Origin of the sequence: Psychrobacillus sp. NEAU-3TGS (assembly GCF_029955155.1) — a bacterium.
Lineage (GTDB): Bacteria > Bacillota > Bacilli > Bacillales_A > Planococcaceae > Psychrobacillus.
Map to the genome: position 1 here is coordinate 266,018 of NZ_JAPNOZ010000011.1, position 20,994 is coordinate 287,011.

General features: G+C 37.9%; 14 protein-coding genes, 1 other RNA gene, 1 pseudogene and 2 other annotated features (1 of these 18 running past the window's edge). Of the genes and pseudogenes, 2 read left to right on the forward strand and 14 right to left on the reverse strand.

Going from position 1 to position 20,994, the window contains the following annotated elements; all coding sequences use genetic code 11:
- Nucleotides 1-151 (reverse strand) — a binding site (T-box leader); it reaches 65 nt to the left of the window's first position.
- Nucleotides 152-188: 37 nt separating this feature from the next.
- The 5 genes from recD2 to cymR are packed head-to-tail and all read right to left on the reverse strand — an operon-like array spanning nt 189 to nt 6,008.
- On the reverse strand, nt 189-2,600 hold the full coding sequence (gene recD2, locus OR571_RS14120; protein ID WP_282243634.1) for an SF1B family DNA helicase RecD2: 2,412 nt from the start codon (nt 2,598-2,600) through the stop codon (nt 189-191).
- A gap of 30 nt (nt 2,601-2,630) precedes the next feature.
- Nucleotides 2,631-3,287: a tetratricopeptide repeat protein gene (locus OR571_RS14125; RefSeq protein WP_282243636.1), complete on the reverse strand. Its 657-nt coding sequence runs from the start codon at nt 3,285-3,287 to the stop codon at nt 2,631-2,633.
- A gap of 14 nt (nt 3,288-3,301) precedes the next feature.
- On the reverse strand, nt 3,302-4,414 hold the full coding sequence (gene mnmA, locus OR571_RS14130; protein WP_282243638.1) for a tRNA 2-thiouridine(34) synthase MnmA: 1,113 nt from the start codon (nt 4,412-4,414) through the stop codon (nt 3,302-3,304).
- A gap of 28 nt (nt 4,415-4,442) precedes the next feature.
- Entirely contained in the window at nt 4,443-5,573 is a 1,131-nt protein-coding gene (locus OR571_RS14135) for a cysteine desulfurase family protein (RefSeq protein ID WP_282243640.1), read from the reverse strand.
- A 12-nt stretch (nt 5,574-5,585) separates the two neighbouring features.
- Nucleotides 5,586-6,008 carry a cysteine metabolism transcriptional regulator CymR gene (cymR, locus tag OR571_RS14140; RefSeq protein ID WP_282243642.1) on the reverse strand — a complete coding sequence of 141 codons (423 nt, stop codon included), beginning with the start codon at nt 6,006-6,008 and terminating at the stop codon, nt 5,586-5,588.
- Between the two features lie 356 nt (nt 6,009-6,364).
- Between cymR and OR571_RS14145 the strand changes: the two are divergent.
- Nucleotides 6,365-7,651: pseudogene (locus OR571_RS14145) on the forward strand (replication-associated recombination protein A).
- A gap of 473 nt (nt 7,652-8,124) precedes the next feature.
- Here the strand turns inward: OR571_RS14145 and OR571_RS14150 are convergent.
- The 5 genes from OR571_RS14150 to hisS all read right to left on the reverse strand — a co-directional run bounded on the left by OR571_RS14150 (nt 8,125) and on the right by hisS (nt 12,596).
- On the reverse strand, nt 8,125-8,319 hold the full coding sequence (locus tag OR571_RS14150; RefSeq protein WP_282243644.1) for a hypothetical protein: 195 nt from the start codon (nt 8,317-8,319) through the stop codon (nt 8,125-8,127).
- A gap of 67 nt (nt 8,320-8,386) precedes the next feature.
- The gene (locus OR571_RS14155; protein ID WP_142538238.1) at nt 8,387-9,148 is read right to left on the reverse strand and encodes a tRNA threonylcarbamoyladenosine dehydratase; all 762 of its coding nucleotides are present in this window, start codon (nt 9,146-9,148) and stop codon (nt 8,387-8,389) included.
- A gap of 89 nt (nt 9,149-9,237) precedes the next feature.
- A non-coding RNA gene (gene ssrS, locus OR571_RS14160) (6S RNA) lies at nt 9,238-9,425 on the reverse strand.
- 112 nt (nt 9,426-9,537) lie between these two features.
- Nucleotides 9,538-11,304, reverse strand: a complete 1,767-nt coding sequence (aspS, locus tag OR571_RS14165; RefSeq protein ID WP_282243646.1) for an aspartate--tRNA ligase — start codon at nt 11,302-11,304, stop codon at nt 9,538-9,540.
- Nucleotides 11,301-12,596 (reverse strand): histidine--tRNA ligase, encoded by a 1,296-nt coding sequence (gene hisS / locus OR571_RS14170; protein ID WP_282244180.1) that lies wholly within the window; start codon nt 12,594-12,596, stop codon nt 11,301-11,303. The genes aspS and hisS overlap by 4 nt, the downstream gene beginning before the upstream one ends.
- Before the next feature lie 96 nt (nt 12,597-12,692).
- Nucleotides 12,693-12,929 (reverse strand) — a binding site (T-box leader).
- Nucleotides 12,930-13,042: 113 nt separating this feature from the next.
- Between hisS and OR571_RS14175 the strand changes: the two genes are divergently transcribed.
- On the forward strand, nt 13,043-14,578 hold the full coding sequence (locus OR571_RS14175) for an N-acetylmuramoyl-L-alanine amidase family protein (protein ID WP_282243647.1): 1,536 nt from the start codon (nt 13,043-13,045) through the stop codon (nt 14,576-14,578).
- 789 nt (nt 14,579-15,367) lie between these two features.
- Here the strand turns inward: OR571_RS14175 and dtd are convergent.
- The 4 genes from dtd to recJ all read right to left on the reverse strand — a co-directional run bounded on the left by dtd (nt 15,368) and on the right by recJ (nt 20,988).
- Nucleotides 15,368-15,805 (reverse strand): D-aminoacyl-tRNA deacylase, encoded by a 438-nt coding sequence (dtd, locus tag OR571_RS14180; RefSeq protein WP_282243649.1) that lies wholly within the window; start codon nt 15,803-15,805, stop codon nt 15,368-15,370.
- A gap of 15 nt (nt 15,806-15,820) precedes the next feature.
- On the reverse strand, nt 15,821-18,013 hold the full coding sequence (locus OR571_RS14185) for a RelA/SpoT family protein (RefSeq protein WP_282243651.1): 2,193 nt from the start codon (nt 18,011-18,013) through the stop codon (nt 15,821-15,823).
- A 117-nt stretch (nt 18,014-18,130) separates the two neighbouring features.
- Nucleotides 18,131-18,643: an adenine phosphoribosyltransferase gene (locus tag OR571_RS14190; protein WP_142538609.1), complete on the reverse strand. Its 513-nt coding sequence runs from the start codon at nt 18,641-18,643 to the stop codon at nt 18,131-18,133.
- Nucleotides 18,634-20,988 carry a single-stranded-DNA-specific exonuclease RecJ gene (gene recJ / locus OR571_RS14195; protein WP_282243654.1) on the reverse strand — a complete coding sequence of 785 codons (2,355 nt, stop codon included), beginning with the start codon at nt 20,986-20,988 and terminating at the stop codon, nt 18,634-18,636. Before recJ ends, OR571_RS14190 begins: the two co-directional genes overlap by 10 nt.
- Nucleotides 20,989-20,994 lie beyond the last annotated feature (6 nt).

Below are 20,994 nucleotides of genomic sequence, written 5' to 3' on the forward strand. Positions count from 1 at the left end.
GTCTCTTAAAGAAGCTTTAACGCAGCAATACGGCAGGTTTTAACTGCACTCAAGAGTAGCTTTCCTAGTTATTATGCACTGGGGATTCTTCCAGCCTTGGAATCCCTCTCTAGTCAGGTAATAATAGTACTTTCTCCGTCAACATTTTCATTATATGCAATTGATTATAAGAAACAATTGTCCCAATGTCAATTGTCTGCATCCATAAATTGATAAGGCGTAATACCTTTCATGCCGATTAATGGATCAATCAAATGATAGTTATCGGCAGTTAGAAGAGTTGTGTATTCTAAAGTCTCTTCTGGCAAGGTATGTTCTGCTTCCTCTACCGGTTCTTCTTCACTGCCAATCAAGCGGTCTTTCAGCGTTGTTAGACGCTGCAAGTCATCTGTCCGCTCAACCCCATATTTAAAAGTTTGCGGGTCCCCGCATAGTATCAAGAAATTTTTTGCCCTTGTTATTCCTGTGTACAAAAGGTTGCGACGGAGCATTTTCATATAAGTTCTCGTTACTGGCATAATAACGGTTTGAAACTCACTACCCTGGGATTTATGCACGGAACAGCAATAGGCTAAAGTAATTTGGTTCAAGTCATTTTTTTCATACGTCACTTCCGTACCATCAAAAGAAACAACGAGCATTTCTTTTTTTTCAACGGTCTCAGCAGCTTTAAAAATACTCACGACTTCCCCCATATCTCCGTTAAAGACATTACTTTCCGGCTGATTGACAAGTTGAAGCACTTTATCACCGATTCGGTAAATTGTTTCACCAAAGATCATTTCTTTTCGTTTGCCATCAGGATTTGGATTGACCATTTCTTGCATCATTTTATTTAAGGCATCAATACCGGCAGGGCCTCTATACATCGGAGCCAGAACTTGGATATCGCGGATAGAATGGCCTTTAGATAGAGCACTTTTCAATACTTGCTCTACTACTTTTGGTATTTGTTCCGTCGAAGCCTTGATAAATGATCGATCTCTTGTTTTATCCAATAGAGTTTGGGGAACCGTACCTTTTTTCATATCATGGGCCAATTCAATGATGGAAGAACCTTCAGATTGGCGATAAATATCTATTAGTTCAACAGTTGGAATTCGTTTAGAAGCAAGTAAATCTTTTAGCACTTGCCCGGGTCCAACAGGAGGCAATTGATCTTGGTCTCCTACAAAAATCACTTGGGCATCTTTTGGAATCGCTTTTAACAATTGATGTCCGAGCCATGTGTCTAGCATGGATGTCTCATCAATAATGATGAGCTTGCCTTCAATTTCATTTCCTTCAGCATCTTCATCTTCTTGCCCTGTAAATCCTAGCAGTCGGTGAATAGTCATGGCAGGTAATCCCGTGGACTCACTCAACCGTTTTGCGGCCCTACCGGTTGGTGCAGCCAATACAACAGGGAAGGGTTTTTTGTCTTTTGCCCATTCTTTTGGATCGAGTGAAAGACCATGAAGTTCCCCGTACAATTCAACGATTCCTCGGACTACCGTTGTTTTCCCTGTACCCGGTCCCCCTGTTAATAACGTCATACTAGCATTTAAAGCCGTTTCAATTGCTTTTACTTGAGTAGCAGCATATTGAACTCCTAGTCTTTCCTCTATCCCGCCTAAATGCTTTTTCATCTCGGCTAGTGGAAATTTATGATGTGTGTCATTTTCACCAAGCAGCGTTTCAATTTTAGAAGCAATTCCAACTTCCGAGTAATAAAGAGAAGGAATATAAAAACGATTTACTTCCCCAACAATCCGGTTTTCTTCGGCAAGTTCGATGCAACACTTGGAAATCGCTTCAAACGGTATCTCTTCTCTTTGAGCGGTTTCTAATAACTTTTTCACTGACTCTAATAACTGCTCCGCATATAAAAAGACATGCCCCTCACTTAAAGAAGCGGTTTGCAATAAATGATAAATAGCCGCTTTAATACGGTCTGGGTGATTTCCTTGAATACCTAGTTTGTAGCCAAGCTCATCTGCACGGACAAATCCCACACCTTCTACTTCTTCTATTAAACGGTATGGATTTTTCGTTAAAACAGTAATCGTCTCTTCCCGATATGCTTGATATATTTTCATCGCTATTTGAGGTCCAAAACCCCATTCGTTTAGCTGGATCATTACTTTTTCTAACCCTAGGTTTTGTTCTAAAACGGATCGTAGTGTTAGTTTTTTCTCTTCAGCAAGGCGCGGAATCACATCTAACGCTTGTGGATCGTCCAATATTTTATTGATCGCATTTGGCCCGAGTTTTTTCACGATCGTTTCAGCCGTTTTCCGCCCAATTCCAGGAAACATATCACTCGATAAATAATGGACAATACCCTGCTCGGTTGCAGGTACTTCTTTTTGAAAGGTCTCTACTTGGAATTGCACACCGTACTTTGGATGATTTTTGATAAATCCGGTAAATTTATAAGCTTCTTCTAGAACAAGTGAAGGAAAATAACCGGTGACGATTATTTCCTTATCGGTATATGTAGTATTAGTGGATTTAATTTTTAATTTGATAATGGAAAATAGGTTTTGAGGGTTATGAAAGATAGAGACGATAGGACGACCCGATATAAACTGTTTCTCATTGTTCATTTCGTTTGTCATACTATCGCCTCCGGTGTTTTAACTGTTCGATTAATTGCGTAATGAAATCATGTCGTACACATAACGTGCTTGATCATAAGTTGGTTGGATTGTGAATGCTTGTTTCAAATGATGTAGAGCAGCGTCTGTATCTGTAGTAGAAACAGCATATAACACACCTAAATTATAATGTGCATCAGCATTTTCTGCATCTTGAGTTAAAATCTTCTTAAAAATAGGTTCTGCTTGCTCAAACATTTCCATACTTGCTAATGCTATACCGTAGGAAAGAGCAACTTGAATATCATCTGGTGCAAGTTCATAAGCACGTTGTAAATATGGCAAGGAAAGCTTCGTATGTCCTACTTTTTCAAAGCTTTTCCCTAGCATAAAGTATGCATCTGCTCCTTCAATTCCATTTGCAATAGCTTTTTCATAAAGCTTTGCAGCTTCCTCGAAACGGTCCGCATTATAGTATAAATTTGCTAGACTATAATAGGCAGTTGCAGCGTGTTTATCCAGTGTAATTGCTTTTTGAAAAAATCGTTCTGCACGATCATTCTCATTCATCGAAGAAAGCAGATTTCCGAAATTTATATAACCAATGGCTTCGTTTGGATTTTCTTCGATCGCCTTTGTAAATAATTCTACTGCTTTTTCATAATTTTCTTCTTGTATCGCTTGAATGCCTAATTCATTGTAATTCATGTTAAAACCTCCAGTTACCCGACGTAGTCCAATTTCAGTCCATCCTTAAACACTTCATCAATCGTTGCTCCACCTAGGCACTCATCGCCTTGATAAAATACAACTGCTTGTCCTGGTGTAATTGCGCGAACTGGTTGGTCAAATGTTACAAGTACTCTATCTTCAGAAAGTAACTCTACATGAACGCCAACATCTTCTTGACGGTAACGGAATTTTGCTGTGCAATTAAAAGAAGTTGGTTTTTCTATTGTCGTTGTAAACGATAGATTAGTTGCAGTTAAACTTGTAGAAAAAAGTGCATCATTATTAATATTTTGACCTACTAATAATACATTTCGTTCTAAATCTTTTCCAATAACAAACCAAGGGTCTCCAGAGCCACCAATGCCTAAACCATGACGCTGTCCAATCGTATAGTACATCAATCCATCATGATGCCCCATTTGTTTACCATCCATCGTTTCCATAACACCTTTTTGGGCTGGTAAGTATTGACCTAAAAATTCTTTAAAGTTTCTTTCTCCGATAAAACAAATACCAGTAGAATCTTTTTTCGTTGCAGTTGCTAAACCTTGCTCTAATGCAATTTCTCGAACTTTTTTCTTTTCTAAATGGCCAATTGGGAACATAACTTTTTCTAATTGCTCTTGGTTTAATTGGTTTAAGAAATAGGTTTGATCTTTGTTATTGTCTTTACCGCGTAGCATACGAGTTTGTCCATCACGTACTTCAACTTGAGCGTAGTGCCCAGTCGCTAAATAGTCAGCACCTAATGCTAATGCATGCTCTAAAAACGCTTTGAATTTAATTTCTTTGTTGCACATAACGTCCGGATTTGGTGTTCTTCCCGCTTTGTACTCTTCTAAGAAATACGTAAATACTTTATCCCAATATTGTTTTTCAAAATTCACCGCGTAGTAAGGAATTCCAATTTGGTTGCACACTTTAATAACATCTTCATAGTCATCAGTAGCAGTACAAACACCAAATTCATCGGTATCATCCCAGTTTTTCATGAAAATACCGATAACGTCATATCCTTGTTCTTTCAATAAATAAGCAGCAACGGATGAGTCCACTCCACCGGACATTCCGATCACTACTCGTGTATCTTCTATTTTTTTCACTTTTAATCACTCATTTCAACCATTCAATTTATTGAATAATTTTACTTATTTTATTTGCAGCTTCGATTACTTGCTGCTCTGTATTATTTATCCCAAAACTAAAGCGGACAGAGTTACGTAGCTCCGGTGAGTTTTCCCCATACATAGCTACTAAAACATGGGATGGATCGATAGAACCAGCAGTACATGCAGAACCACTCGACGCATCGATTCCAGCTAAATCAAGTTGTACTAAAAATGTTTCTACATCCGTTTTCGGGATGCTAATATTCAATACATGCGGTAACACATTTTCCTGTGGACCGTTTACTGTGAACTGAACACCATTACTTTCGAGTTGCTTTAGGAAGGCTTGTTTCAACTGAACATTTCGGGTAATGCTTTCTTGTAAATTTGCTTGCTTTAGTTCAACTGCTTTTGCAAAAGCTACTACCGCCGGAATATTTTCAGTTCCTGCACGTTTTTTTCGTTCTTGTTGCCCACCATAAAACAAAGGTTTTAATAAGATTCCTTTACGTGCGTATAAAAATCCTATTCCTTTTGGTCCGTTAATCTTATGACTAGACACACTTAGCAAATCGATATGTAATGCATGCACATCTATTTCAAAACTACCGTATGCTTGTACTGCATCTGTATGAAAATAAGCAGGATGATCTTTTAATAATTCCCCAATTGCTTGAATTGGTTGAATCACACCTACCTCATTATTCGCATACATAACAGAAACTAAAATAGTATCCTCTCGCAGCGAATTTTTCAAGTCATTGATCTCGATGACTCCTTCTTTATTCACTGGTAAATACGTTACTTCAAATCCCTCACGTTCTAGTTGCTCACAAGCATGCAGCACTGCATGATGTTCAATTTGCGTTGTAATAATATGCTTACCTTCGTTTTTACGAGCGTACGCAGTACCAAATAGAGCGTAGTTATCCGCTTCTGTCCCGCCGCTTGTTACCGTAATTTCTGTTTCATGAGCACCGATACTAGCTGCAAAAACATTACGTGATTGGTCTAATTTTTTTCGTGCGTTTCTACCTGTTTGGTGAATGCTTGATGCATTTCCATATTCTTCGTTTAGTTCTGTTGTAAATGTTTGTATAACTTCCTCCGCCATTGGGGTAGTAGCAGCATGATCTAAATAAATTCTAGTCATTTGTAAGACTCCTTAAATATAAAACATGTATCCAGTATCATCTGGGTTATCTTCTGTATATTTTGCCAAATCTTCTATTGTCGTTGTATCAAGTACATTTTTTACTGCGTCTCGTATACGCATCCATAATTCGCGTTGTGGTGGTTCTTCCTCTTCAATACCTTCTACTATTTGAATCGGTCCTTCCAAAACGCGAATAACATCACCAGCAGTAATCTCGTTTGGCATACTTGATAGCATATATCCACCGTAAGCACCTCGCACGCTTTTAACAAGTCCTGCATTTCGCAATGGAGAAACGATTTGCTCTAAATATGCCTCTGATAAATTATACTCTGCTGCAATTTGTCGAAGCGCGATCGGTCCCTCACCATACTGTTTTCCTAAAGCGACCATAATCGTTAATCCATATCGTCCTTTTGTTGAAAATTTCAATATATTCCACCTCATTAATTTTATATCAATTACGCCTTGGCGTAATCACATCCAGTTTTTGAATTGTGGCTAACAGGATGTTGGTCATGCTCCTGCGGTTACTCGTCGCAGAAAGACATTGCAGTCGTTGCGACAGGACGTCGCGAAATGAGACTGCCTTCCTTAACTTCTTTCAAAATCTGTAACATCCGCCGGAGGCTTTAATTTTTTCAGCAGAAGCGAAACACTTCTGCTGAAAAAGTTAAAAATACTTTCATAAGTATAGCATAACTAAGGGCTAGAGCGAATTCAAAATGACTTTTCCAAGAAACTTCGCTATAATTAAAGAACAGATGTTTGAACAAGGAGAGATTGTTTTGAGCAACGAACCTTTAGCATATCGTATGAGACCACAAACGATTGATGAAATTGCAGGACAGCAGCATGTTATCGGAAAAGATACTGCTTTATATAAAATGATAAAAAATGGTCACGTCCCTTCTATGCTTTTATATGGAGATCCTGGAGTAGGAAAAACTTCGCTAGCCTTTGCAATTGCAGGAACGACAAAGCTACCTTTGTAGCTCTCAATGCAACGAAAGCCGGGAAAAAAGATGTAGAAGAGGTTGTAGCAGATGCACGCATTAGCGGCAAAGTGATTTTATTTTTAGATGAAATTCACAGATTCAACAAATTGCAACAGGATACCCTTCTTCCACATGTAGAAAATGGATCAATTATTTTGATTGGGGCTACTACCGAAAATCCATTTCATGATGTGAACCCCGCGATCCGCTCACGCTGTGGGGAAATTAAACAGCTAAAACGGCTTACAACCGAAGATGTGGACAAGCTTTTAGAGCGAGCTTTGCTTGATAATGATAAAGGGTTAGGAAAAATGGCCATTGCCATTACTGACGAACAACGAAAAAAAAATAGCGGACGCCGCCAATGGAGATGCTAGAAAAGCATTAACTTTATTAGAATCTACTATTTTTGCAAGCTTTGAAGAAGATGGTGTGACAACAGTTGAAGATAGTATATTGAACAGCTTAGTGGACCGAGTCGGAGTTTTTGGTGATAAGAAAGGATCACATTTCTATAATTTACTATCCGCTTTGCAAAAATCAGTCCGAGGAAGCGACACGGATGCAGCGCTATATTATTTAGCTCATTTACTTGAAAACGGAGATTTAGTTGCAGTTTCTAGAAGGTTACTCGTTATGAGCTACGAAGATATTGGTCTTGCAAATCCTTCCGTTGGGCCACAAGTTCTCGCAGCAATTCAGTCAGCAGAGAGACTTGGATTACCAGAAGCTCGCATCCCATTAGCAAATGCAGTTGTACTGATGTGTTTATCAGAGAAATCCAATTCAGCGTATTCAGCCCTCGATTCTGCAATCGCAAGTATTCACGCTGGGAAAACCGGGGAAATACCAAAACATTTAAAGGATACCCATTATGCTGGAGCAGCTGAACTTGGACACGGTGGCTATATATATCCGCATGACCATAAAATCGGCACTTTTGGTGGTTGGGTAAACCAAACATATTTACCAGATAATTTAGTCGGAACCAGATTTTATGAGCCGGTTGAAGCAGGTGAAGAAAAACGGTTAGCTGCTATCTATAATCGTTTAGAAAAGTTTAAAACAGAAAAATAGTGATTAAACCCAGATTCGTGCTAATCTGGGTTTTTAATTTGTATTTTTTCTTAGAATATAATTTTGGTTGGATTGAGTGCGTACTCGATGTCAGCGAAGATATTTCAAAGTATCACGGATTCTTCCATAAAAATGGATATTACAACTAAGTATAGATTTTTTACAACTAAACAGCTCTATATTCCAACTAAAACTCAAATTATTCCAACTAACTGAATTTCTATCAAAAAAAGCAGCTTACAAGATGCTTTTTATTATGACTGAATGCACTCTATCTATGACAGGATATGTCATTAAAGTTCCATAAAAATGGATATTACAACTAAATATGCATTTTTTACAACTAAAGCGATGTTTTTCCAACTAAACAGCACCATTTTCCAACTAAAACTCAAATTATTCCAACTAACTGAATTTCTCACAAAAAAGCACCGCATGAGATGTTTCTCATGCGGTGCTTTTTGGATATACGATTACACACCCATTTTACGGCGTGTATTGCTTACTTTTTTCGTCATTTGGCTTTTTGCTTTTTGGTTAGCCGACTTGCCATTTGCTTGGGCTTTGCCACCACTCGCTTGGTTTTTCTTTTCTTCTAGCTTTTGTTTCACTGCTTCTTGCAAAGACATTTTCTTTTTAGGTGCTTCTTGATTAGTCGATTCTGTCATTATCTATCCCTCTCATTCCTCAATGTATTAACTTTAGTATAAGGGAAAAGGAAAAAACTGCAACTAATTACTTTACTCGATTAATGGGAATTTCTTTCGTAATATCATTGATAACCCAGCTAGCGCATATTAGCCCTACTGTAGATGGAACGAAAGCATTGGAAGATGGTGGCATTTTTGCTTTACGGATTGCCGCATCTGGTTTTCCTACTGTTCCTACAACATCCTCACGAACAACAATTGGACTTTCATCTGAAAACACGACTGGAATCCCTTTTGTAATATGATCCTCTTTACGTAATTTCGTACGGATTACTCTTGCAATAGGATCTGTATGCGTTTTGGAAATATCGGCAATTTGGAAACGAGTAGGATCTGTTTTGTTAGCTGCTCCCATACTTGAAATTATTTTAATACCACGTTTTAAGCATTCTTTCATCAAATGCACTTTATAAATAATAGTATCAGATGCATCAATAACATAATCTATATCCATCGCAAAAAATTGTTCATACGTTTCTTCTGTATAAAACATATGCATATCAATTACTTCACATTCTGGATTAATATCAGCAATTCGTTCTTTCATCACAGCTGATTTTGAACGACCGATTGTTGACATATATGCTACTAATTGACGATTAATATTTGTAATATCTACATTATCCTTGTCCACTAAAATAATTCGACCGACTCCACTTCTTGCACATGCTTCTGCCGCAAAAGAGCCTACCCCACCGACACCTAAAATAGCGACTGTCGTGTTTCTGATTAAATCTACGCCTTCTTTTCCTACTGATAATTCATTTCTAGAAAATTGATGTAACATATAAACACTCCATCTGTATCAAATTAGTTGGTTTTAACCCAACAAAAACCCTCCAGCAACAATTGCTAGAGGGACATTAGTAATCTAGGACGAATCCCAATCGTGCCGACAATATAAAGCGTATCGTTTTGAACCCGCACTCAGCAGGTGGGTGTCCTCTTTATTAATTTTGACGTCCCTTATATTAGGGCATGTCATTCATAATAAAAGTCAGACTCCCGACGATAGAAATTGTTCGGTCAAAACTGATTGCATGTTGCGAACACATCAGGATTCGTATTACTTGTATAATAGCATACGATTTATGAAACATCAATCATTTTATCATGTTATTTTCTAACTATTCTGAACGATTTGTTTCATGACTTTTTTCATATTTCTAAATGAAATCAATGTGTATTACTTATTTTTAAACTTAACTCTTCCAGTTGTGCTTGTGCTACCGGACTTGGTGCTTGCGTTAATAAGTCACTAGCGCTTGCTGTTTTCGGGAAAGCGATAGTATCACGTAAGTTTGTGCTACCAGAAAGCAACATTACTACACGGTCTAAACCAAATGCTACTCCACCATGAGGAGGTGTTCCATATTCAAAAGCTTCCATTAAGAAGCCAAATTGTGCTTTTGCTTCTTCCTCTGAGAATCCAAGAATTTCAAACATCTTCTCTTGAACCTCTCTCGAATAAATACGTAACGATCCGCCACCAAGCTCATAGCCATTTAATACTAAGTCGTATGCTTGTGCACGCACTTTGCTTGGATCAGTATCCATTAAAGGAAGATCTTCATCAAATGGTCGTGTGAATGGATGGTGTGCAGCGTAATAACGCCCTTCTTTTTCATCGTATTCAAATAATGGCCAGTTCACAACCCATAAAAATTCGAAGCTGTTTTCATCAATTAATCCTAAATCTTTTCCTAATTTTAAACGTAGTGCACCTAAAGCATCTGCTACAACTGATTTTTTATCAGCTACAAATAGTAACAAATCTCCTGCAGAGGCTTCTAAAGTTTGAATCAAGCTAGATGCTGCTTCTCCTTCGAAAAACTTAGCGATTGGCCCTTTAAGCCCTTCTTCGTCCACTTTTAACCAAGCAAGACCTTTTGCACCATAAACAGAAGCAAATTCACCTAACGCATCAATATCTTTGCGTGAATAATTAGCTGCTGCTCCTTTTACATTAATCGCTTTTACTTGTCCGCCAGTTTCAACTGCAGAAGCAAATACTTTAAATGCGCTATTTTTTACAGTTTCCGATAAGTCTACTAACTCTAAACGAAATCGCACATCTGGTTTGTCTGATCCGTAACGAGCCATTGCTTCATCATAATCCATACGTGCAAAAGGAATAGTCACATCTATACCTTTCACTTCTTTCATGATTTTTTTCATCATGCGCTCGTTCATCTCTAAAATTTCATCCATCGATAAGAAACTCATTTCCATATCGATTTGTGTAAATTCAGGCTGACGGTCTGCACGTAAATCTTCATCACGGAAGCATCTTGCAATTTGGTAATAACGTTCAAATCCACCTACCATTAACAATTGCTTGAATAATTGAGGAGACTGCGGTAATGCATAAAACTCTCCATTATGAACACGACTAGGCACTAAATAGTCACGTGCTCCTTCTGGTGTGGATTTCGTTAAAATTGGTGTTTCTACTTCTAAAAATCCTTCATCATCTAGGAAGCGTCTTACCGTTTTTGTAATGTCAGAACGCATTTTAAACGTGTCATACATGGCCGGTCTTCTTAAATCTAAATAACGATATTTTAAACGAACATCTTCACCAGCATCTGTACTGTTTTCGATTGCAAATGGTGGAGTTTTCGCTTCGTTGATTATTTCAATTTCTTGCGCATGTATTTCAATTGCACCAGAAGGAATATTTGGATTCACTTGGTTTTCTGCGCGGGCAATAACTGTCCCTTTTACTTGGATGATGTATTCATTGCGAAGTTTTTCTGCAACTTGAATTGCTGCTTCTGAAATCTCTGGATTAAATACAACTTGCACCAAGCCTGAGCGATCGCGAACATCTACAAATATTAATCCTCCTAAATCTCTCCGTTTTTGTACCCATCCGATTAATTGGACGGACTCTCCAATATGCTGTTCATTTAACTGTCCACTTGTATGCGTTCTGTTCATTGTTCTTCTGCCTCCACTTGGGTAAATATATTACTTTGTACTTGTTCAATCAAAGCACTAAACGGTACAAGATGCTGATCTCCTGTAGCCAAAACTTTTAACATGGCACTTTGTTTTTCAAGTTCATCATCGCCTATAACAAGCACTAATTTTGCTTTTAGACGATCTGCTGATTTCATTTGTGTTTTTATTTTTCTGTCTAAATAATCCATCTCTGCGGTGATATTATTTTGACGTAATTCATAGGTGACCTCGACTGCTTTTTTCTTTGCAGCTTCCCCCATTCCAATTACATATACATCTAAAGAAGATAGATCCGCCCATTGATTATTTTCTGCATTAATCGCAAGTAATAACCGTTCAATACTCATCGCAAATCCGATACCTGGTGAAGCTGGTCCTCCAAGCTCTTCCACTAGCCCGTTATATCTTCCACCACCTGCAAGTGTTGTAATTGCGCCAAAGCCTTCAGCTGCACTCATAATCTCAAAAGCAGTGTGATTATAATAATCCAGTCCACGAACTAAGTTAGGATCTACTTCAAACGGAATATTTAAAAGTGTTAAATACTCTTTTACCTTTTCAAAATAGGTAGCAGATTCTTCGTTTAAATAATCGGTTAATGAAGGAGCAGTTGCCATTAATGGGTGATTTCGATCTACTTTACAATCTAAAATACGAAGTGGATTTTTTTGCAATCTATTTTGACAATCCGAACAAAATTCTGCAATATGCGGTTCAAAATGATTTACTAGTGCTTCTTTGTGCGCAACTCTACTTTCTGTGTCACCAAGCGAATTAATAACAAGCTTCAGCTTTTTCAAGCCAGCTTTTTGATAAACAGACATCGCAAGTGAAATTACTTCAGCATCAATTGCTGGGTCTGCACTTCCGATTGCTTCGATTCCAAATTGAACAAATTGACGGTAGCGTCCTGCTTGTTGTCTTTCATAGCGGAACATAGGACCCATATAATATAACTTCACTGGTTGGTCTGGGTATCCGAACATTTTATGCTCAACAAATGCACGAACTGCAGATGCTGTACCTTCTGGACGAAGCGTAAGGGAACGATCGCCACGATCTTGGAACGTATACATTTCTTTTTGGACGATATCTGTGGTATCTCCAACACTTCTTGTAAATAGTTCCGTATGTTCGAAAATAGGTGTTCTAATTTCTTTATATTGATACATACGGCAAGTTTCTCTTATTAAATCTTCTACCACTTGCCATTTTGCTGTTTCAGAAGGCAAAATGTCTTGTGTTCCTCTTGGCACTTTAATATCCATGGCTGCTGCCCCTTTCTTTTTCAATTTGTCTTTATTCGACAAGTGTTTGGACATCTGTTGAAATAAAGACAAAAAAGCCCTCGTCTCTTGCATATAGCAAGGGACGAGAGCTTATATAAGCTTCCGCGGTTCCACCCTAGTTGGTCAAAAAAACTGACCCTCTCAACTCTGGATAACGGCCAGCTCCGTTTTTGCCTACTAAAGAAAATCTCTTTCGACAAAAATCCTCTCGAATGTTGTTCACTGAGTTCGTTTGTAGGAAAGATTTCAGCCACGTCTTTCCTTCTCTTACCATCCGTTTTAAACAGTTACTTTTTCGGTCATCGGTTTGTTTTAGTTTTTAATTATACTTTATCTTAATAACGTAAGGGAAATAAGTCAACCCTTTTGAAGAAAAGGTAGAAATTTTATATCAGAATATTTACAATGGTAGTGGGAGTGATTCAATGAAAGATAAAATAGTGCAAAAAATGACCATTTTAATCCTTGCTGTCATTCTACTAATACCAACTATTTCAGTAGATGCTCAGGAAAACGAAGTAACCGTTAATGTTCCTTCGTTGAAAGTTCGATCAGGCCCAGGACTTACATACGATACAATTGGTGCCGTTACAAAAAGTGACAAACTAGTTGTGATCGACAAAGAAAATGATTGGATTCAAGTTAAATACGGATCCACGACTGGTTGGGTTGCCAGTTGGTATACATCAAGCGAAGCAATTGAAATGACAAATAAACAAATCGTTTCTAAAGTAAATCGCTTAAATGTACGAACCGAACCATCTACCTCCTCTGCCGTTATCGGGCAGCTTAGCGAGGGAGATCAAACACCTGCCTATAAATCAGAGGGTGAATGGATTGAAATCGATTTTCAAGGTAGAAAAGGCTGGGTAAACACAGCATATATTACAATTGCCGACCAATCATCAAAAGAAAATACGAGCTCTAACATTCAAACTTCGGAGAAGCTTTTTGTTGTATCAGTCGATATATTAAATGTTCGGGCAAAAGCCGACCTATCCTCTAAACAAATTGGGAAAGTGGCCAGAGGAGCTCAATTCGAAGTACTTGATACGGATCATAATTGGGTAAAGGTACAATTAGACAATGGAAAAATCGGATGGATATACAGTTTTTATGGTACATTTTTAAGTGAGCCGAGTTCCACTACATCTACCGCACCAACTAATACTATCACCATTTTATATAATGGAACTAATCTACGCTCAGACAGCTCGACAAATAGTGCTGTAGTAAAGCGAGTAGATGCCGGTGAAACATTTGAAGTAACTGACAAAGTAAACGACTGGTATAAAGTCATTTTAGAGAACCAATCAATAGCCTATGTAGCAAGCTGGTTAGTTTCGTCATCAAATTCTGTTGTAACTACAGATCTACCAGTACAAGAAAAAAAGAAACCTAGAAAAAAAGGTACATTAAAAGGCTTGTCCATTGTTATTGATCCTGGCCATGGAGGTAATGACCGCGGTACTACAGGAGCTCTTGGAACAGATGAAAAGGATATTACATTGTTAACAGCAGAATTGCTTTCATCTAAATTACAAGCAGCCGGTGCTAACGTCATTATGACAAGACAATCCGATGTTTACGTTGATCTACGTAAACGGGTTTCAATAGGTCACCAAGCAGGCGCAGATGCATTTATTAGTTTACATTATGATGCGGTGGAAAATAGTACAGTCCGTGGATATACGACGTATTATATGCATGGTTATCAAAAGAAACTAGCGGAGTATGTACACGCGGGTTTAGGTAATATGATTACACTGAAAGATCGTGGAACACAGCCAGGAAATTACTTAGTTTTACGTGAAAATAAACAAAATGCGATTTTAATAGAGTTAGGGTATTTGAGTAATCCTACCGAAGAACGAAATGTCACAACTAAACAATTTAGAGATCAAGCAACACATGGAATTTATAATGGAATTATTAAATACTTTGATAATGAGTTAGACTAAAAAAGCAAGTGACATATTAAGGTCAAAGCCTGATTCTCTTGCTTCTGGAGGGCTTTGGACAGACTAGTCACTATATCATTACCGAGCGATTTTTTTAGAGAAGCTACTCGTGACTAAAGTCACGAGTAGCTTCTCTTTTTCTGTAATCTTATGGCGATGATCTGTCCTTCCTCCTCCTTCAATTACGAGAATAAAGTTAAAATCTTTTTGATAATTAGTATAAAGATACTTTCCTACCAATAATAGAAGTGCCCGAAGATACAATTTCGGGCACTCGAGTCTCTCTATACAATTACTGCTGCCTATTTTGGATCATATTCTCTTTTACTAAGAGTAGAAAATTAGGGGAGATGCTCTTCTAAATTTGCCTGTGAAGATGGAATGTAGCTTGCACATTTACTTTCATAACAGGAAGTCTCATACTTATTTTTTGAAAAGAAACACTCACTAGCAGAGCAACATTTTTTCGAAAATAGTAAGCGGAAAACCAGTAAAGAAGTGATGAGCTGCCAAAATTGCATCTTTAGCTGCTTTTTAATGTATAAGAAGGTAATCTATTCTCTCATTAACATAAAACTATAGCATTTTGTTTATTAAAGTTTTAGGAGTGTAACAGACGAATGGTAGTAAAGTTTATCGAAAAATACAAGGGAGGCGCTAGCTTAGCTAGCGCCTCCCTCGATTTAAAAAGAGATAATGTTATGCTAATCATTCAAGTCCAAAGTACTCCTTAGACTTAGTTAAACAATTGCCATTAATATTTTATATTTTGAATATTTAACACGCCAATCATGCTTCTAACATAATAGTCACAGGGCCATCGTTTGTGAGAGTTACATCCATCATTGCTCCAAAAACCCCTGTTTCTACAGTAAAACCCTTATCCCGAAGCTTCGCATTAAACAGTTCCCACAATGGTTTCGCTATTTCTGGGCGAGCTGCTTCTATAAAACTCGGTCTTCTACCCTTTCGCGTATCCGCATATAATGTAAATTGGGAAACAGAAAGAATTGAGCCTCCTACTTCTACGATAGAATGATTCATCTTACCTTCATCATCTTCGTATAAACGCAAGCCAGCGATCTTATCTACTAAATAATTTATTTCTTTTTCACTATCCGTTGCCGTAATGCCTACTAATAATACATATCCAAGATCTATTTTTCCCGTCACTTGTCCATCCACAGTAACACTGGCATTTCGACATCGTTGAAGCAACACTTTCATAATACAGTAACTCCTTTAGTTAATAATCCGTTGAACGGAATAGACATCTGGTAACTGTTTAATCCGCTCCGCTACTTTGTGTAAATGGGCAATATTTGAAATCAGGATAGTTAAATGGATACTTGCTATGTCATTGTCCGTTTTGCCATTTACAGCTGCAATATTTGTTTTCGATTCATTTACCACTTGTAAGACTTCGTTTAATAGACCTGGTCGATCAAATCCGGAAACTTCAATGTCTACTTGATACTCTTTTTTCATCGGTATATCCGATTGCTCCCACTCGACCTCAATAATTCTAGAGTGCGCATCATCGCTTTGTAAGTTCGGACAATCTGCACGGTGAACAGACACACCTCTGCCTTTCGTGATAAACCCTACAATTTCATCTCCTGGGACAGGACTACAGCAACGAGACAGACGAATGAGTAAATTCTCGATCCCTTTTACAATAACACCTGATTCAGTCGTTCTCTTCGTAACAGGTGCTTTCATTTCTGTTGTAATTTTTTCAAGTGCTTCTTCTTGATCACGAATTTTTCGCATTTTTTCAGCTAAACGGTTCACTACTTGCTGTGCGGTTATACCATTAAAGCCAACTGCTGCGTATAAATCCTCTTCTCCTGCAAAAGCATATTTTTCACAAACCCGCTTAATATTTTCGGAGGTTAGTACTTCTTTTATATCAAATTCTTGCGCTTTTATTTCTTTCTCTACTTGTTCTTTCCCTTTTATAATGTTTTCATCTCGCAGTTGTTTCTTAAAGAACTGTTTGATTTTGTTTTTTGCTTGGGAGGATTGTGCAATTTTCAACCAATCTTTACTTGGCCCAAAGGATTGCTTGGAAGTCAATACTTCAATAATATCCCCTGTTTTGAGCTTTGTATCGAGTGGAACCATTTTACCATTTACTTTGGTGCCAATTGTTTTATTTCCAACTTCGGAATGTACACGATATGCGAAGTCTATTGGTACTGATCCTGCTGGAAGCTCGACAACATCCCCTTTTGGTGTAAACACATAGACCATATCGGAGAATAGATCGAATTTTAAGGACTCCATAAATTCCTCTGCATTCGAAGATTCTTGCTGGAATTCGAGAATTTCTCTAAACCACGTCAATTTGGAATCAATCGTTTGTTTATTCGCCTCTACTTTTCTTCCTTCTTTATATGCCCAATGAGCTGCAACCCCGTATTCAGCAATATTATGCATCTCTTCTGTACGAATCTGTACTTCTAGTGGATCTCCATTCGGTCCAATAACCGTAGTATGAAGAGACTGGTACAAATTTTGCTTTGGCATTGCAATATAATCTTTGAATCGTCCTGGCATTGGTTTCCATAATGTATGGATCACCCCTAAAACTGCATAGCAGTCTTTTATGCTTTTGACAATAATTCGCATTGCGAGTAAATCATAAATTTCATTGAACTGTTTATGTTGTACAACCATTTTTCGATAAATACTATAAATATGCTTTGGTCGACCTGATACATCTGCGACTACTTCCATCTCATTCAGTTGCTTACGAATATCATTCATAACATCCTTTAAGTAAGCCTCACGCTCCGTACGTTTTTTCTTCATAAAGTTAACGATACGGTAATATTGCTGTGGATTTAAGTAACGTAACGCCGTATCTTCTAATTCCCACTTCACCGCAGAAATTCCTAGACGATGTGCTAATGGTGCGAAAATTTCTAATGTTTCATTGGAAATTCGACGCTGTTTAGCCTCAGGTAAGTGTTTTAACGTACGCATATTATGTAAACGATCCGCAAGCTTTATAAGTATTATTCGGATATCTTGTGCCATGGCGATAAACATTTTACGATGGTTCTCTGCTTGTTGTTCTTCCTTGGACATATATTTAATCTTGCCGAGTTTAGTTACACCATCTACTAGAAGCGCAACTTCTTCATTGAACTCTCGGACAATATCTTCTCGTGTATATTCGGTATCTTCTACCACATCATGTAGAAAACCAGCTGCAACGGTTTCTGGATCCATCTGAAGATCAGCTAAGATTCCGGCTACTTGGATGGGATGTAAAATATACGGTTCACCAGAGTTACGAAACTGTTCTCGATGGGCATGCTCTGCAAGTTCATATGCCTTTTTCACAAAATTCACATGCTCTTCATTCATATAAGTGGAAAGTGTGTCGAAAACATCTTCTGCTGTCTTCACTTGATCTTTTGCCATGCTGTGCTCACCTGATTTCGTTTAAAATTTATCAAATACGCCAATGCGTTTAACTAAAAATGATATATAAGTTATATTCTATAAAAAAAAAGAGGGACTTGTAAAGTCCGCCCTTATTTAGTACTGCATTAATGTACAAATATCGTAATCTTTTAGCTTCTTTCGTCCTTCCAGATATGTAAGTTCGATTAAGAAAGCACATCCTACTACGACTCCACCCAGTTCTTCTACTAAGCGAATTGTTGCGTCAATTGTACCACCAGTTGCTAGTAAATCATCGACAATTAGTACACGTTGTCCCGGTTTTACTGCATCTTTGTGCATAGTTAGAATATCTTTGCCGTATTCTAAACCATATTCTGCACGAATCACTTCTCTTGGAAGCTTTCCTTCTTTTCGGACAGGAGCAAAACCTATTCCAAGTGAATATGCTACCGGGCATCCGATGATAAATCCACGTGCTTCTGGTCCAACGATAATATCAGCATTTACTTTTTTCGCATATTCTACAATTTGGTCGGTTGCATATTTGTATGCTTCCCCGTTATCCATAATTGTAGTAATATCCTTAAAACTAATACCTGGTTTTGGCCAATCTTCAACAGTTGTTACGTATTGCTTTAAATCCATTTTTGCTCCTCCTCAGGAACGGTTTGCCCTGCTCTTCGCTCTTCAAACCATTGTTTCAGTTCAATGTATGGCGCATATAATAGCTTCTGTTCAAGCTCAATTTCATTTGCACGCTGTTGATACGTTGGTGCTTCTGATAAATCTTGTTTAGCAAGATGATCATTCATAACCAACGACCCACCCTCTATTCTAACAAAATTAAGTTCAAAAAACACCTTTGACATGAAATTAATTGTTTTTGGGCTCCAGCCAGTATGCTTAGATAATTCATGTATATGCTGCTTTAATGCAAATGTCTTGCGCTTTGCTAAAAAGGAGAAGTACCACTTAAATTGTTCTCGTGTCGGTAAACCTTCAAAATAAATAGACTCATCTGCATAAAAATGTGCATATATCCTTTGCCATTGTTGGTAATCTAGCAATTGAGTTAGCTCTTTTTCAGTAGAAGGCAAATCTAATATAGTCAGAAACTCAGCATGGACTTGCTGTTCCATCAATTCTGCGCTTAGCCATATATCTTTTGGGATGACAGATCTATAGTGAGCGATCGTCTGTTCATGGAACGCAACAAAAATAGTTTGTTCAAGGGATATCGTAGGCAGCCAACGATTCACTTGACGTATTCCACGAATATCAAAAAGCTGCCATTCATTTGTTTTGGCATCTTGAATCATCAGCTGTGGCTTTTTTCGTCCATTCCATTCATTAATTTGCAAATCGCCTATAAATGATAGTTTGGTCGCAGGAGCAATTTCATCTGCTAGTTCACCTTTACCAAATCCAATCGCATCTAATGACGTAGCTCCTTGTTTCAGCTCCATTTTGATATGGTTTTGAGCAGACCCAATTTTACGTATAGAAGAAACTTCTACATTTTCTATACAATAAACTGGCTTTGTAAAATCCATTCCAAACGGAGCAAGTTGTTTTAACGATTCTATAGATTCCGTTGAAATTTCATCCATTTCTAACGGAACATCTATAGAAACGATTGGAACTAATTGCTCTTCAGTTAGAACTATTTTAGCCTGTTCATTTAGTCGATTACGGAACGTTTCTACGTGTTCCAAGGGTAAAGTCATACCAGCTGCCATTGGGTGTCCGCCGAAATGCGGGACGATGTCGCTGTTTTTTGCAATCTCTTTATACATATGGAAACCTTCAATACTACGAGCTGAACCTTTTGCTATTTGCTTTTCTTCATCAAAGCCAAGGACAATGGCAGGTCGGTAATATTTTTCTACCAGTTTGGAAGCTACAATTCCTAGTACTCCAGGGTTCCATTCTTTTTTTCCGACGACAATCACACTAGGGCCATCTACCACGTTCGCTTCGTCAATCATTTCCACCGCTTCATCAGTAATTTCTTTAACGATTGCTTGTCTTTCTTTATTTTTCTCATTTAACATATTGGCAATCGCTAATGCATAATTCGGTTCTTCCGTTAAAAATAATTCAACACCAGGTGCGGCCTCCCCTAATCTGCCTACTGCATTAATGCGTGGACCAAACATAAAACCAACCGTTTCTTCATTAATCGACGATATATCTGCACCACTCACATTTGCAAGCGCCTCTATTGCAATAGAATCGGTTCTTTGCATTTGTTTTATTCCTTGTTGGACAAAATAGCGGTTTTCTCCAGTCAGTGAAACCAAATCCGCAATTGTTCCGATTGCCACTAAGTAATAGAATTCTTTTGGTATTTCACCAATTAGAGCATGTGCAACTTTAAAAGCAACCCCAACACCAGCCAAATGAGGGAATGGATACAATGTATCTTGTAATCCTGGGTGAATAATAATATCTGCTGCCGGCAACGTTTCTCCTGGTTCGTGGTGATCTGTTACGATTACATCCATTCCTAGATCTTTCGCAAATTGAATGGCTGTATGGCCAGAAATGCCGTTATCTACTGTAATGATTAAAGTAACTCCTTCATCAAATGCCTCTTTGAATAATCTTTCACTAGGACCGTAACCATCAATAAAACGATTTGGAATCTTAAACAATACATCAGCACCTAGTGCCTCCAATGTTTTCATCATAACTGACGTACTTGTAATGCCGTCTGCGTCATAGTCTCCATACACCATAATACGCTCATCTGCATCTATTGCCTGATGAACACGTGCTACTAGTGCATCCATTCCTGTCAGTAAAAATGGATTATGTATCTGTTCTTCCGTTATATATAAAAACTCTTTTGCCTCTTCTACACTTTCAAAACCTCTAGATACTAACACTTTGGCACATACACTCGGGATGGAAAGTTCACGCTCTAGTGCAGAAACTAGTTGTTCGTCTGGTCTCGAAATACTCCACTTTTTTTGAGATTGGATCATATACTC

Coding starts and splice junctions, on each gene's coding strand:
- OR571_RS14135 (WP_282243640.1), bottom strand. CDS start 5,573: ATGACTAGAATTTATTTAGATCATGCTGCTACTACCCCAATGGCGGAG.
- recD2 (WP_282243634.1), bottom strand. CDS start 2,600: ATGACAAACGAAATGAACAATGAGAAACAGTTTATATCGGGTCGTCCT.
- OR571_RS14190 (WP_142538609.1), bottom strand. CDS start 18,643: ATGGATTTAAAGCAATACGTAACAACTGTTGAAGATTGGCCAAAACCA.
- OR571_RS14185 (WP_282243651.1), bottom strand. CDS start 18,013: ATGGCAAAAGATCAAGTGAAGACAGCAGAAGATGTTTTCGACACACTT.
- OR571_RS14125 (WP_282243636.1), bottom strand. CDS start 3,287: ATGAATTACAATGAATTAGGCATTCAAGCGATACAAGAAGAAAATTAT.
- aspS (WP_282243646.1), bottom strand. CDS start 11,304: ATGAACAGAACGCATACAAGTGGACAGTTAAATGAACAGCATATTGGA.
- OR571_RS14150 (WP_282243644.1), bottom strand. CDS start 8,319: ATGACAGAATCGACTAATCAAGAAGCACCTAAAAAGAAAATGTCTTTG.
- recJ (WP_282243654.1), bottom strand. CDS start 20,988: ATGATCCAATCTCAAAAAAAGTGGAGTATTTCGAGACCAGACGAACAA.
- dtd (WP_282243649.1), bottom strand. CDS start 15,805: ATGAAAGTGTTGCTTCAACGATGTCGAAATGCCAGTGTTACTGTGGAT.
- OR571_RS14175 (WP_282243647.1), top strand. CDS start 13,043: ATGAAAGATAAAATAGTGCAAAAAATGACCATTTTAATCCTTGCTGTC.
- hisS (WP_282244180.1), bottom strand. CDS start 12,596: ATGGATATTAAAGTGCCAAGAGGAACACAAGACATTTTGCCTTCTGAA.
- OR571_RS14155 (WP_142538238.1), bottom strand. CDS start 9,148: ATGTTACATCAATTTTCTAGAAATGAATTATCAGTAGGAAAAGAAGGC.